General features: G+C 72.4%; 14 protein-coding genes and 1 pseudogene. 8 read left to right on the top strand and 7 right to left on the bottom strand.

Translation table 11 applies throughout. The features are described 5' to 3' along the window. The gene (locus tag ABEA87_RS11065) at positions 1-945 is read left to right on the top strand and encodes a glycosyltransferase family 9 protein (RefSeq protein ID WP_345628571.1); all 945 of its coding nucleotides are present in this window, start codon (positions 1-3) and stop codon (positions 943-945) included. Here ABEA87_RS11065 and ABEA87_RS11070 read toward each other — a convergent pair. The 3 genes from ABEA87_RS11070 to ABEA87_RS11080 all read right to left on the bottom strand — a co-directional run bounded on the left by ABEA87_RS11070 (position 893) and on the right by ABEA87_RS11080 (position 4,341). Next, entirely contained in the window at positions 893-1,717 is an 825-nt protein-coding gene (locus ABEA87_RS11070; RefSeq protein ID WP_345628573.1) for a SigB/SigF/SigG family RNA polymerase sigma factor, read from the bottom strand. The genes ABEA87_RS11065 and ABEA87_RS11070 overlap by 53 nt on opposite strands. Positions 1,718-1,979: 262 nt before the next feature. Continuing rightward, positions 1,980-3,062 (bottom strand): ATP-binding protein, encoded by a 1,083-nt coding sequence (locus ABEA87_RS11075; protein ID WP_345628575.1) that lies wholly within the window; start codon positions 3,060-3,062, stop codon positions 1,980-1,982. Positions 3,063-3,348: 286 nt separating this feature from the next. Next, positions 3,349-4,341, bottom strand: coding sequence for a radical SAM protein (locus ABEA87_RS11080; RefSeq protein WP_345628577.1), 993 nt, complete (start codon positions 4,339-4,341; stop codon positions 3,349-3,351). Between the two features lie 76 nt (positions 4,342-4,417). On the opposite strand from ABEA87_RS11080, the gene ABEA87_RS11085 reads away from it, so the two are divergent. Continuing rightward, positions 4,418-4,945, top strand: coding sequence for a DUF1360 domain-containing protein (locus ABEA87_RS11085; RefSeq protein ID WP_345628579.1), 528 nt, complete (start codon positions 4,418-4,420; stop codon positions 4,943-4,945). A gap of 105 nt (positions 4,946-5,050) precedes the next feature. On the opposite strand, the gene ABEA87_RS11090 is transcribed toward ABEA87_RS11085, so the two are convergent. Together ABEA87_RS11090 and ABEA87_RS11095 are read right to left on the bottom strand one after the other, a co-directional pair. Continuing rightward, positions 5,051-5,470, bottom strand: a complete 420-nt coding sequence (locus ABEA87_RS11090) for a DUF2795 domain-containing protein (RefSeq protein ID WP_345628581.1) — start codon at positions 5,468-5,470, stop codon at positions 5,051-5,053. A gap of 417 nt (positions 5,471-5,887) precedes the next feature. Next, positions 5,888-6,118 carry a hypothetical protein gene (locus ABEA87_RS11095; protein ID WP_345628583.1) on the bottom strand — a complete coding sequence of 77 codons (231 nt, stop codon included), beginning with the start codon at positions 6,116-6,118 and terminating at the stop codon, positions 5,888-5,890. A gap of 81 nt (positions 6,119-6,199) precedes the next feature. On the opposite strand from ABEA87_RS11095, the gene ABEA87_RS11100 reads away from it, so the two are divergent. From ABEA87_RS11100 to ABEA87_RS11115, 4 genes and pseudogenes are all read left to right on the top strand, one after another. Further along, complete coding sequence (locus ABEA87_RS11100) at positions 6,200-6,811, top strand: hemerythrin domain-containing protein (RefSeq protein WP_345628585.1); 612 nt, start codon at positions 6,200-6,202, stop codon at positions 6,809-6,811. Between the two features lie 21 nt (positions 6,812-6,832). Then, positions 6,833-7,003: pseudogene (locus ABEA87_RS11105) on the top strand (DUF2795 domain-containing protein); the annotation flags it as partial. Between the two features lie 39 nt (positions 7,004-7,042). Continuing rightward, positions 7,043-7,657, top strand: coding sequence for a DUF6158 family protein (locus ABEA87_RS42585; protein WP_425570849.1), 615 nt, complete (start codon positions 7,043-7,045; stop codon positions 7,655-7,657). Then, the gene (locus ABEA87_RS11115) at positions 7,654-8,775 is read left to right on the top strand and encodes a baeRF2 domain-containing protein (RefSeq protein ID WP_345628587.1); all 1,122 of its coding nucleotides are present in this window, start codon (positions 7,654-7,656) and stop codon (positions 8,773-8,775) included. The genes ABEA87_RS42585 and ABEA87_RS11115 overlap by 4 nt, the downstream gene beginning before the upstream one ends. Before the next feature lie 82 nt (positions 8,776-8,857). On the opposite strand, the gene ABEA87_RS11120 is transcribed toward ABEA87_RS11115, so the two are convergent. Next, positions 8,858-10,270: an NADP-dependent succinic semialdehyde dehydrogenase gene (locus ABEA87_RS11120; protein WP_345628589.1), complete on the bottom strand. Its 1,413-nt coding sequence runs from the start codon at positions 10,268-10,270 to the stop codon at positions 8,858-8,860. Positions 10,271-10,409: 139 nt separating this feature from the next. Here ABEA87_RS11120 and ABEA87_RS11125 point away from each other — a divergent pair, with 139 nt between their 5' ends. Beyond that, positions 10,410-10,604 (top strand): DUF2795 domain-containing protein, encoded by a 195-nt coding sequence (locus ABEA87_RS11125; RefSeq protein ID WP_345628591.1) that lies wholly within the window; start codon positions 10,410-10,412, stop codon positions 10,602-10,604. A gap of 92 nt (positions 10,605-10,696) precedes the next feature. Here the strand turns inward: ABEA87_RS11125 and ABEA87_RS11130 are convergent, their stop codons facing one another. After that, a complete protein-coding gene (locus ABEA87_RS11130; RefSeq protein ID WP_345628592.1) occupies positions 10,697-11,089 on the bottom strand; it encodes a DUF2267 domain-containing protein in 393 nt (130 codons plus the stop codon). Positions 11,090-11,159: 70 nt separating this feature from the next. On the opposite strand from ABEA87_RS11130, the gene ABEA87_RS11135 reads away from it, so the two are divergent. Further along, a complete protein-coding gene (locus ABEA87_RS11135; RefSeq protein ID WP_345628594.1) occupies positions 11,160-12,029 on the top strand; it encodes a glycosyltransferase family 2 protein in 870 nt (289 codons plus the stop codon). The last annotated feature ends 7 nt before the right edge of the window (positions 12,030-12,036 follow it).

Consider the following 12,036-nt stretch of genomic DNA (forward strand, 5'->3'; position numbering starts at 1 on the left):
GTGAGTATCGTCGTACTGCGCGCGCTGGGGATCGGCGACCTGGCCACCGCGGTACCGGCGCTACGCGGGCTGCGTGCCGCGTTTCCGACCGCCCCGCTGGCCCTGGCCGCGCCGGCCTGGCTGGCGCCGATGGCCGAACTGACCGGAGCGGTGGATCGACTGATCCCGCTGTCCGGGCTGGCCGCCCTGCCACGTGGGGTGGCCCCGCCGGCCATCGCGGTGAACCTGCACGGCAGCGGACCGCAGTCGCACCGGCTGCTGGCCTCGCTCAAGCCGCAGCGGATGCTGGCCTACCGCACCGAGGAGTATCCGGACGGTCCACAGTGGAATGAGCAGGAGCACGAGGTGCTGCGCTGGTGCCGGCTGCTGGCGTGGTACGGGATCGAGGCGCAGCCGGGCGATCTGGCGCTGCGCCCGCCGGCGGCCCGGGCACCGATGCACGACGTGGCGGTGGTGCATCCCGGCTCCAAGTCACCGCAGCGGCGCTGGCCGGCGCACCGGTTCGCCGAGGTTGCCCGGCGCCTAGCGGCGGAGGGCCAGCACGTGGTGATCACGGGCTCGGCCGAGGAACGGGACCTGGCCCTGTCCGTATGCCGGGGCGCGGGGCTGCCCGAGGACCGGGCGCTGGCCGGACAGACCGACGTCGGCGGGATGGCGGCCCTGGTGTCGGCCGCTCGACTGGTGGTCTGTGGCGACACCGGCATGGCCCACCTGGCCACCGGGTACGGCGTGCCGTCGGTCGTGCTGTTCGGCCCGGTACCGCCCAGCCGGTGGGGTCCACCGGCGAACCGCCCGCAGCACCGCGCCCTGTGGCGCCCCGCCGCGCACGGGCCCGCGCTGTTGGAGATCAACGTGCCCGAGGTACTGGCGGCGGCCTCCGAGGTGCTGTCGGTCAGGCCGGATCGGTCAGCAGCCGTTCGCGCAGTGTCGCCAAGGTCTGGCTGAGTAGACGGGATACGTGCATCTGCGAGATGCCGACCTGATCGGCGATCTCCGACTGGGTGAGGTTGCCGAAGAAGCGCAGCGACAGGATCCGCTGTTCCCGCTGGGGAAGCTCCTTGATCAGCTGATGCAACGCCTGCCGGTCGGCAAGCGACTCGATCTGATCGTCCGGCTCACCGATAAGCTCGCCCAACTCGATGCCCCCGTCGTCGGTACCCACGGCGCTGTTCAACGACCGGGTGGCGTACGCGCTGCCACACTCCAGACCGGCGAGCACCTCTTCCTCGTCAATGCGCAGCCGGGTGGCCACGTCGCTGACCAGTACCGACCGGCCCAACTCCTGGGCCAGGTCGGTGAACGCCCGGCTGATCTCGAGGTGTAGTTCCTGCATCCGGCGGCTCACCCGGACGCTCCATCCCTTGTCACGGAAGTGACGCTTGAGTTCGCCGACTACGGTCGGGCCGGCGAAGTTCGCGAACGGGATGCCCCGGGTGATATCAAACCTGTCCACCGATTTGATGAGGCCCACCGTCGCGACCTGGGTCAGATCGTCCAGCGATTCGCCGCGCCCGGAGAAGCGCCGGGCCAGCCGGCGGGCGAACGGCAGGTACGCGCAGATCAGCTCGTCACGCAGGGCCAGCCGGCGCGGGTCGTCAACATCCAGCGGAGCCATCCGCGCGAATGCTTCGGCCGCGAACTCGTCAACCGGTGAGCCACCGGCCGCCTGGATGACCGGACGGGTTTGAACTGGTTGCTCGATGGCGATAGTAGACATGGCCTGCCTCTGTGCTACGACTGTCCACCCGGCAGCGGCACGGAGCCAGACCGGGTACGGCCGAGCGAACTAGCCCGCGCTTGGGCACGGGACGGTCGGTCAAATGGTGGCGGCGCCCTGACGAGCGCCGTAAGCGACCATCGTCCCGGGGAACGCGGGACACGACTCTTCATCGGTCGCGGTCACACCTGCCTGAAGGGTGTGCCACTTCCGTACGTTACTCGCCGACCATGGCCCCGCAAGCTGCTTGGAGAAACCTGGGTCAGGCCGGTACGGCGAGTCGCGCCCACACCACCTTGCCCTCGCCGGTGGGTGCGCAGCCCCACCCGTCCGACATCGAGTCGACGATGAGCAGACCGCGCCCGTACCCGTGGCCGTCGGCGTCCACCCCGCCACCCGGATCCACCAGCGAACGGGGATCTCCGTCCCGTACCGCGAGGTGCAACACCTTTCCGACCAGCCGTACGGTGAGCTCCATCGGGGTGCGCGCGTGCACCACCGCGTTGGTGACGAGTTCGGACACGATGACCTGGGCGAGCTGACTGAGCCGGGAAACCCCCCACTCCGCGCACGACCGGTCAACCGTGAGCCGGGCCTGCTCGGGGGCGTGCCGGTCGGGAGGCAGGCGCACCGAGTGCCGGGGCGGCACCGGTGCGCGCAGTGCCACCCGGACCGCGTCCTCGACCCGGTCGAACAGGTCGATGCCCGCGCCGCCGCCGACCACCAGGCGCTCGCCGTCGCGGTCCGCGGCCGTGCGCTGCTCCCCGATCGGGCGCTGCTCCCCCATCGGGCGCTGCTCGCCGATCGCGCCACGGTTGGGGAGGCCGCCTCGGTCCACCGGCGTCGTGCGATCCACGGGCATCCGCTGCTCACCCACGGCCCGCTCACCCACGGCCCGCTCGCCGGCGGTCCCCTCCGCGGCCGACCTCTGCTCCCCGATCGGTCGCTGCTCACCTACCGATCGTTGCTCTCCCAATGGGCGCGGCTCTCCCAATGGGCGCTGGTCTCCGGACGCACGCGTGGCGCCGTACCGCTGCCTGCGCGTGCGGGCGTCCTCCAGCAACGCGCGCATCCCGGGCCCGGCGCCGCAAAGGGCGAGCCGCGCGCCCGGCCACGCCGCCGCGTCGTCGGCCAGCTTCAGCAGCGCCAACGGGGCCGAGTCGCCGGCCATCGACAGGTGGGTCACGTCCAGGACCAGAGCCATCGGCTGGTCGGCCAGGCGCTCGCGCAGCGAGATGACGCCGCTGACGGCCGACGAGTCGTCGAAGGTGCCGTACAGGTCGACGACGGCGACCGGCAACCTCCGCTTGACGCGACACAGCAGCGTCGACACTGGAGTCAGCATGCCGAGCCACATCCGCCGTGCGCTGTGGCAGCACCCATGGTGTACCTCAACCCTTCCGCTGGTGACTGGAGCCACGGGAACTTGGTACCCACCGCTATCCAAGTCATTCGTCGGTGTCGGTCTGACTTATCGGCTAGCATCGGCCACGACAGGTCGCAGTTCCAGACACGAGCGTACTGGAGTGTGCATCCGGGCACGGAGTTCCGCGCGCCGGATCCCCCGGTTTTCCGCAGGCCGGACCCCTTCGGCCGGGGCCCGTTGGTCCGCACGGGCCACGGTCGGTGGGTCAGAAGACCCCACGGTAGAGCGCGCAGCCCCGGCACACCTCGGGCGGGTCGCCGTCACGCAGCCGGCGGCGGAACTCCCGGTACGCCGGCCCCATCCAGATCTCGCCGAAGCCACTCTCTCCCAGCCGCCCCATCGACACCCGGTCGTCGCCCATCACCATGCAGCACGGCTGCACCACTCCCCGGCTGGTCACGTACGCCTCGTCCCAGGGCCAGCCGCAGCCCGGCCGGGTGGACTCGACGGCCTTCGGCAGGCGCAACTCGATCCCGTGCTCGCGGGCGACCCGCCCGGCGGCCGCGTACGCCGTCTCGGCCACGGCACGGTCCGCGCCGGTCCACAGCGCCTGTTCGGCGGCGTACTCGCGGATCTGCCGGTAGGCGCCGGCCGGGTCGGTGTCGGCGAAGCTGTGCGACAGGTTCTGCACCCGCAGTTCGGCCACTCCCACCCCGGCCAGCAACGCGACCAGGTCGGGCAGTTGGGCCACGTTGCGGCGCATCGCGACAAACACCACCCGCAGCCACGGGGTGTCGCTGCCGGCCGCCCGCTTCGCCTCGACCAGACCGCGCAGGTTGGCCAGTACCCGGTCGAACCGCGCACCCTCCCGGATGCCCTCGAAGGTCGGCGCGTCGGCGCCGTCCAGCGACACGTGCAGCCAGTCCAGACCCGCCTCGACCAGTTCCTCGGCCCGGTCCCGGGTCAGCAGGGTGGCGTTGGAGTTGAAACCGACCCGGATGCCCCGCGACCTCGCGTACCGGATCATCTCCAGCAGGTCCGGCGCGAGCAGCGGCTCGCCCAGCCCCTGCAGGGTCAGCCGGCGCAGCCCCGGTACGTCGTCGATCAGCCGGCGCAGCGTCGCCAGCGGCATGGCACCGGCCAGCTTGTTGACCGGGGGCCGGTACCGGACCAGGCACATGGCGCAGCGCAGGTTGCAGGCGGAGGTGACTTCGACCTGAAGCGCCATCGGCAGCGGCGGGGTGAGGCTTGCCGGCATGGCGGCGGCGTACCCGGGTCGATCCGGCCGAAACCCGACGCGTGTAGCAGTCGTCCGGCGAGGGTAGCTAGCGGACATGTTTCGTTCCCTGCGACAGCGGCTGGAAGGGATCGGCGAGGGGTACGGCGGCAGCCAGCCGCTGCGCGGCTACCTGACCACCCTGACGGTGTACGCGAGCGTCGTGTCCGGGCTGACCGCGGTGGCCGCGGCGACCGGGCGGCGCGGTCCCAGCCGGCCGGCGGCCGGCGACGTGATACTCATCGCGGTGGCCACCCACAAGCTCAGCCGGCTGCTGGCCAAGGAGGCGGTGACCAGCCCGCTGCGCGCCGCGGTCACCCGGTTCGAGGGCGCCGCGGGCAGCAGCGAGGTCAACGAGGTGCCCCGCGCCACCGGCTCCGGCCACGCGGCGGCGGAGCTGATCAGCTGCCCGTTCTGCCTCGGGGTGTGGGTCTCCACCGGATTCTGCGCGGGCCTGGTGTTCCTGCCCCGGCTGACCCGGCTGGTGGCCACCGGCCTGACGGCGGTGGCCGGCTCCGACTTCCTGCAGCTGGCCTACGACGCGGCCAAGGCCGCCACCGGAAACGCCGGCCGGCACGGGGGCTGACAGCGCGGAGGCGGGGACGGGTCACCCGCGCCCACAACCAGGTCGACAGACGGCCGCCGGGCCGCGCTCACGGCGCGGCCCGGCGGTATGAGTCGGGGGTACGGGTCAGAATCGCTGCCGTTCCGGCCCCCCGCCCAGCGCGGCCCACACCTCCGAAACCGTGCCGTACAGGTGGTTCGGTTGCAGTCGGGTCAGCGCGGCGACCACGTCGTCGGGTGCCTGCGCGGCCCGGGCCGCGGCGGTCAGCGTGGTCCGGTCGGCCGGAAACGCCGATCTGGTGAGGTACCGGCCGAGTCGGGAGCGCGCCTCCCGTTCGTTCGGCGTCATGCCGGCCGGCGCACCGCCCCTATGGCCGGCGGTCAGCTCCGGTATCAGCGAGTCGTTGGGCTGATCCTCGGCGGACGGTTCGGGCTCGTGCCACTCCTCGCCACGTCCGTTGGCCGGGCTGCCCTGAACCATCCCGCGGGTCTCGCTCGCCATCTGATCGTCGACGCGCGGCCCGTGTTTGCTGTTTCCTCGGTCCATGCCGTCGGCTACCCCCGGGCCGGAAGCGGCAAACCGTCCCACGTGCCCGGCACCCGCGCATCGGAACACGCCGGTACGGCCAAAAATTGTCGCCCCGTAGCGGTTAGCGCGGCCGGAATTGGGTAAGCGGCGCCCAGCGCACCGACGGCGGTGCCCACGACGGAGGGTGTGGGCACGGAGCGGCTTGCGAGGGCCAACGCTCCGATCCGCTGCGGCCCGCGGCAGACGGTGGGGGGCATTCGGGGGGATGCGTCATACGCGCCGCGGGGGTCGACGGGGCCGGCAGTGATCCTGCCGGCCCCGTTGTGCCGTTCTTGTCGTTGTTCCGCCGCCGTCGTTTGTGCCCGCCGCCGTCGGCCCGCGGCCGTCGGCCCGCGGCCGTCGAGCCGGCGCGCGACCACCGGGCCGGGCCGGCGATCAGACCGGGCCGGCGCGGCCGTCCGGAGTGGGCCGCACGCGTCGACCCGCCTCGCTGTTCGGATCCGGATCACGATCGGTCGGGATCTCCTGGTCGGCCTCGCGCATCGTCTCGTCGGCGCCGACGTTGCCCCCGCTCGCGTCGTCCACCTGGCCGTCGGCCGAGTACGTGGCCATGGCCTGTTCCAGCTCTGATACCGGCAACTTCTTCTCGTCCCGCCACGACTCCATGCCGCCTCCTTCGCTGCGATCAGCTCCGGTTACCCCGGCGTGGACCGGGTAACACGCCCCGGGCGCAGGAGGAGGTACCCGATGACCCAGACGGTCCAGCGCGACGTCATCAACGTGCTCAACCAGGACCACCACGAGATCGAGGAACTCTTCGTCCGGTTGGAGGAGCTCGCGGGCACCCGGGACGCGCCCGACTCGGCTGGTGATCGGGCCGAGGCGCGGATCGTCGCCGACCAGCTCAGCACCGAGCTGGCCCGGCACTGGGCCGCCGAGGAGCGGCACCTCTACCCGGCGATCAGCAAACACGCGCCCGCCCTGCGACCGCTGGCCGAGCACGAGCTGACCGAACACGGCAAGGCCGAGCGGAGCCTGAAGGCGCTGGACCGCCTCGACACCGACGACGAGGAGTTCTGGATCCGGGCCGAGGTGCTCATCGATCTCGTGCGGGCACACATCCGGGTCGAGGAGGCCGAGGTGTTTCCGGGGCTGCGCGACGCGGTACCCAAGGAGTTGCTCGTCGAACTCGGCGGCCGGGTCGAGCGCGCGCAGCGCACGGCACCCACCCGCCCGCACCCGGCCACACCGGACCGCCCGCCCGGCAACACGCTGGTCGATCCGGCCGCGGCCCTGGTGGACCGGGTCCGGGACGCGGCGTCGAGCCGGGGCACGTTGCCCGGACCGGGACGCCGATAAGAACGACACTGGGGAGCGAACATGCGTGACGTGGATGACCTGCTCGAAGAGGTGTACTCCGGCCAGGAGCGGATGACGCGCGACGACATCTACCGCCGGGCCGTGGCGGCGGGCCTGCCGGCGGAGGTGATCGTGGCGTTGACCGCGCTACCGGAGGGCGAGTACGCGCAGGACGAGGTCAGCGACTCGCTGGCCCAGATCGGTGACGTCAACGCCGAGCAGGCCGAGGGTGTGTCCGGCACCGACCTGACCGACGACGACCTGCTGCGCGAGCTGGCCGAGCTGCACCGCACCCGGCACCAGACCCTGCGGCACGCCTCCGATCAGGCGCTGGACCGGCACGACGAACGCACCACCGAGCTGGAAGCGGAGTACCTGCGGCGGTTCCCGGAGCGGGAGGTCGACCCGGAACGCGTGCGCTCGGGCGCCCGGCAGCGCCGGGCCGAGACGATCCGGCCGATCGAGGAGACCCAGGAGGTCGAACTCGCGGTGGGCGACGAGGGGCCGGTGCGGTCGCTCGCCGAACAGGGTGGGGCACCCCCACCGTTCCGTGAACCCGCACCGGTCAGCGCGGCGGGACCGGCCAGCGGGGTGGGACCGCGCGGCGGTCTTGCCCGGGAAACCTCGGCCGAGCAACGCCAGAGCCTTCCTCGCGGACCCGCGGCCGCCCGGGCGGCGGGTGCCAGCCCCGACACCGGGGCCGCCCGGACCGGCGCCGAGCAGCCGTGGGACCCGGAGGACCTGACCGTCGCCCAGGGTCACGACCCGAACCGGCGAAATCGAGAGAATGCCCGCCAGGAGCTGGCCCGCGAGGGGCGCTCCGCGATCGAACGTACGGTGCCGTGAACCTCTCCTTTCTGCGTCCCCTGTACCAGAGCCCCGGCCCGTGGGCATCGGTCTACCTGGACGCCACCCACAACCGCACCGACAGCGATCAGGCGATCCTGCTGCGCTGGCGCGCACTGCGCGAAGAGCTGGCCGACCAGGGCGCCGACGAGGAGACGCTGGTGGCGATGGACATCGCCGTCAACCCCGACCAGGGCGTGGCGCCCGGCCGGGTGGGCCTCGCGGTGTTCGCGTCGGGGGGCAGGGTAGCGCTGGCCGAGCCGCTGCCGCAGCCGCCGCCGGTACAGGTGGCGACCTGGTCGCCCCGGCCGCAGACCGGCATGCTGCTGTCCACGGGCCACGAACAGGTCCAGTGGGTACGGGCGGTGGTCGACCGCACGGGTGCGCAGCTGACCGCCGTGGACTCCGGCCGGCTACGGATCAACAAGGCGGTCTCCGGCTCCCAGGAGTACCCGATCCACGTCAGCGAGCAGGGCGGCTGGGCGCAGGCCCGGTACGAGCGCAGCGCCAACGTCTCCTGGGACCGCAACGCGAAGGACGTGGTGCCGAGGCTGACCGCGATCGTGGACGCGCTGGGCGCGGACATCATCATCGTGGCCGGCGACGTGCGCGCCCGGCAGTTCCTGATCGACCGGCTGCCGGCACGGCTGTCCGAACGGGTCGTCGAGTCCGACACGGGCAGCCGGGCGCTCGGCGCCGAACAGCAGCATCTGGACGACGTGACCGCGCAGGAGGTGGCCCGGGTGTCCGGGCACCGCCGCTGCGAGGTGCTCGACCGGTACCGGATGGATCTGGCCAAGGGCTTCGCGGCGCAGGGCATGCCGGCGGTGACCGAGGCGGCCTGGCACGGCGCACCGGCCTTCCTGCTGCTGTCGGCGGGTGCGGAGCTGCCCATGCTCTGGGTGGACCCGGACGATTTCCGGGCGGTGGCGACCGACCCGCAGGTGCTGCGTGACGCGGGCGTCCAGCGGCCCGAGCAGGAGACCGCGGACGCGGCGTTGATCGGGGCCGCCGCGGCCACCGACGCCGACGCCTTCGCCATCGACCTGGCCGAGGAGCGGCTGCTCGACGGGGTCGGTGCGATCCTGCGGTACCAGGACCGGTCGGCCCGTGAGTAGCGAGGGCCGGAAGTAGCTCGACCCGCGAGCAGCGCGGGACCGCCGGCCACGCGGAGCAGACCCTGCGTGGCCCCGGCCCGGGCTACTCGCTGTGCGCGCCGGCCCCGGCGGTCGAGGCGCCCTCGCCGACCCAGACCGTCTTGGCGTTGCAGAACTCCCGGATGCCGTGCCCGGACAGCTCCCGCCCGTATCCGGAGTTCTTCACGCCGCCGAACGGCAGCTCCGGGTACGAGGTGGTCATGCCGTTCACGAAGACCATCCCGGCGTCAAGGTCGGTGACGAACCGGTCCTGCTCCGCCGGGTCGGTGGTCCACGCGTTCGAGCCCAGGCCGAAGTCGCTGTCGTTGGCCAGCGCCACCGCCTCCTCGTAGGAGCCGACCTTGAACAGGCCGGCGGCCGGCCCGAACACCTCCTCGGACCACATCCTCATGTCCGGGGTGAGGTCGGCCACCACCGTCGGCGGGTACCACCAGCCGGGCCGGTCGAGCCGCGTGCCGCCGCACAGCACCCGGGCGCCCCGGCTGGCGGCGTCGCCCACCTGCTCCTCGACGTCGGCGCGACCCTGCTCCAGCGCGAGCGGCCCGATGTCGGTGGTGGACTCCATCGGGTCACCGACCCGCAGCGCGGCCATCCGCTCGGTGAACGCCTCGGTGAACTCGTCGTACACGTCGGCGTGCACGATGAACCGCTTCGCGGCGATGCAGGACTGGCCGTTGTTCTGGCAGCGGGCCGTGGTGGCGACCTCGGCCGCCCGGGCGATGTCGGCCGACGGCATGACCACGAACGGGTCGCTGCCGCCCAGCTCCAGCACCGTCTTCTTGAGTTCCCGCCCGGCCACCGAGGCGACCGCCCGGCCGGCGGCCTCGCTCCCGGTCAGCGTGGCGGCCCTGACCCGGCGGTCGCTCAGCACCCGCTCCACCAGGTCCGAGCCGATCAGCAGGGTCTGGAACGCGCCGTCCGGGAAGCCCGCGCGGGCGAACAGGTCGGCCATGAACAGCGCCGTCTGCGGCACGTTGGAGGCGTGCTTGAGCAGCCCGACGTTGCCCGCCATCAGGGCCGGCGCGGCGAACCGCATGGCCTGCCAGAGCGGGAAGTTCCACGGCATCACCGCGAGCACCGGGCCCAGCGGCTGGTAGATCGTGTACGCCCGCCGGGCCTTGACCGCGGCCGCGTCGGCCGGCTCGGCGGCGAGGAACGCCTCCGCGTGCTCGGCGTAGAACCGGCAGGCGGCGGCGCACTTGGCCACCTCCGCCCTGGCCGCGGCCAGCGTCTTGCCCATCTCGGTGGTCATCATGGCGGCCAGATCGTCGCGCTGTTCGTCGAGGATCGACGCCGCCGCGACCATCCACTCGCCGCGCTGGGCGAACGAGGTGGCGCGCAGCGCGGCGAAGCCGTCGACCGCGCGGGCGAGCGACCGATCGATCTGCTCCGGTGACATGGCATCGAAGGCCTTGACGACCTCGCCGTTCGCGGGATTGATGGTTGCGATAGCCATGCCGCACCGTCCTTTTCCTAGGGCTCACCCAAACGTTATCGAGGTTGCCCTCCGGTGGCGAGGAGTGCCCGGCCCCGGGCCCGCCCGGACGAGCCACCCGTTCGGGTGTAACCGGAGGCCTGGCGGGTAGCCCATAGGCATGACAGTGAACCCGATCCAGCTGCAGAAGTTCCTGGGCGGTATCGACTACCCGACCAGCAAGCAGCAACTGATGAAGAGCGCCGAGAAGCACGGTGCGGACAAAAAGGTGATGGACACGATCCGGGCACTGCCCCGGGACGATTTCAACTCGCCCAACGACGTCAGCGAGGCGATCGGCGACATGCGGGCCTGAACCGGTCAGACCCCCGGCCACGGTTACGGTCCGCGCCTGACGGGCCGTAATCGCTGCCGGGGTTCGAATCTCTCCCCGAACACTTCCCCCGGTTATCGGGTGATGAGGTCGAGTAGCGGCTCGGGCGTGACGTGTTCAACGTTGACCATGACGCCGAACGGCACGGTCGCCGCGATCGCGTCGGTCACCGCGTGGACGGCGCGCTCCGCCTCCTCCACACCGCAGCCGCACCGGCGGGCCACCGCCGCCACGAAGTCGCCGCGGTCGACCTGGCTGGCCGAGGAGTCGGCCGGGAAGTGCCGACCCACCTCCGCGCCCATCGAGTCCGGCAGGCTGGACGCCAGGTACGCGGCGGTGCCGTACGGCAGCACCTCGCCCAGCGTCTCCAGCACCGAGCACACCGCCTGCCACGCGGGTATCCGGAGGCCGGCCGCCTCGACCCGGTCGATGATGTCCTGGCTACGGGTATCCCGGCTCGCGCTCATGCGCCCCTGGTTACCCGTCCGGCCATGATTCATGCCGGTTGGGCGCCCCCGGTGCGGGTAATCCGACCAGATGTTCCGCCACCTCGATCCGGGCGACCCGCTGGCCTTCCGCGCGCCGCGCGAGCTGGACGTGCTGATCCCCAGCCGGAACCGGGCGACCGAACTGGCCGCCACCCTGGCCGGGCTGGCCGGGCAGGACCTGACCGGGGTGGAGCCGGACTTCGGGGTGGTGGTCAGCGACCAGTCGGACGGCGAGCCCACCTGGCGGCACGCGGCGGTGGCCGGCATGGTCCGGGTGCTGCGCCACCGGGGGCACCCCGTGCTGCTGCACGCCCACCTGCCGCGCCGGGGCGTGGCGGAGAACCGGGGGCACTTGCTGGCCTCGTCTGCGGCACGGTACGTGCTGTTCCTCGACGACGACGTGTGGCTGGAGCCGGCCGCGGTGGGCCGGCTGCTGGACTCGATCCGAAGCCTGCGCTGCGGACTGGTCGGCAACGCGCCGCACGGGCTCTCCTACGCCGACGATCACCGACCGGATCAGGAGAAGACCTACCGGGAGTGGGCCGGGCCGCCCACGCCAGAGCGGATCGAGCCCCGCGGCCCGGAGTGGAGCCGGGCGAGCGTGCACGCGGCGGCGAACCTGCTGCACGTCGAGCAGCGGTTGGCGCTGCGCGCCGGGCAGTGGCGGGCGTACCGGATCGCCTGGGTGGGCGCCTGCGTGCTGTACGACCGGGCCAAGCTGGTGGACGTCGGCGGGTACGACTTCTGGCCCCGGGTACCGGTCGAGCACAGCGGCGAGGACGTGCTGGTGCAGCTGCGCGTGATGGAGCGCTATGGCGGCGCGGGGATCGTGCCCAGCGGCGCGTTCCACCTGGAGACGCCGACGACCGTGGATGCCCGGGAGACCGAGTGCTTCGACGCCGTCCCGCCCTACGACTGAACCGAGC

Origin of the sequence: Rugosimonospora acidiphila, assembly GCF_039543385.1 — a bacterium.
GTDB classification, from domain to species: Bacteria; Actinomycetota; Actinomycetes; order Mycobacteriales; family Micromonosporaceae; genus Rugosimonospora; species Rugosimonospora acidiphila.

What these genes read in the sequence shown, in the direction of transcription:
- ABEA87_RS11070 (WP_345628573.1), bottom strand. Translation starts at nt 1,717, where the DNA reads ATGTCTACTATCGCCATCGAGCAACCAGTTCAAACCCGTCCGGTCATC.
- ABEA87_RS11075 (WP_345628575.1), bottom strand. Translation starts at nt 3,062, where the DNA reads ATGCTGACTCCAGTGTCGACGCTGCTGTGTCGCGTCAAGCGGAGGTTG.
- ABEA87_RS11080 (WP_345628577.1), bottom strand. Translation starts at nt 4,341, where the DNA reads ATGCCGGCAAGCCTCACCCCGCCGCTGCCGATGGCGCTTCAGGTCGAA.
- ABEA87_RS11085 (WP_345628579.1), top strand. Translation starts at nt 4,418, where the DNA reads ATGTTTCGTTCCCTGCGACAGCGGCTGGAAGGGATCGGCGAGGGGTAC.
- ABEA87_RS11090 (WP_345628581.1), bottom strand. Translation starts at nt 5,470, where the DNA reads ATGGACCGAGGAAACAGCAAACACGGGCCGCGCGTCGACGATCAGATG.
- ABEA87_RS11095 (WP_345628583.1), bottom strand. Translation starts at nt 6,118, where the DNA reads ATGGAGTCGTGGCGGGACGAGAAGAAGTTGCCGGTATCAGAGCTGGAA.
- ABEA87_RS11100 (WP_345628585.1), top strand. Translation starts at nt 6,200, where the DNA reads ATGACCCAGACGGTCCAGCGCGACGTCATCAACGTGCTCAACCAGGAC.
- ABEA87_RS11120 (WP_345628589.1), bottom strand. Translation starts at nt 10,270, where the DNA reads ATGGCTATCGCAACCATCAATCCCGCGAACGGCGAGGTCGTCAAGGCC.
- ABEA87_RS11125 (WP_345628591.1), top strand. Translation starts at nt 10,410, where the DNA reads ATGACAGTGAACCCGATCCAGCTGCAGAAGTTCCTGGGCGGTATCGAC.
- ABEA87_RS11130 (WP_345628592.1), bottom strand. Translation starts at nt 11,089, where the DNA reads ATGAGCGCGAGCCGGGATACCCGTAGCCAGGACATCATCGACCGGGTC.
- ABEA87_RS11135 (WP_345628594.1), top strand. Translation starts at nt 11,160, where the DNA reads ATGTTCCGCCACCTCGATCCGGGCGACCCGCTGGCCTTCCGCGCGCCG.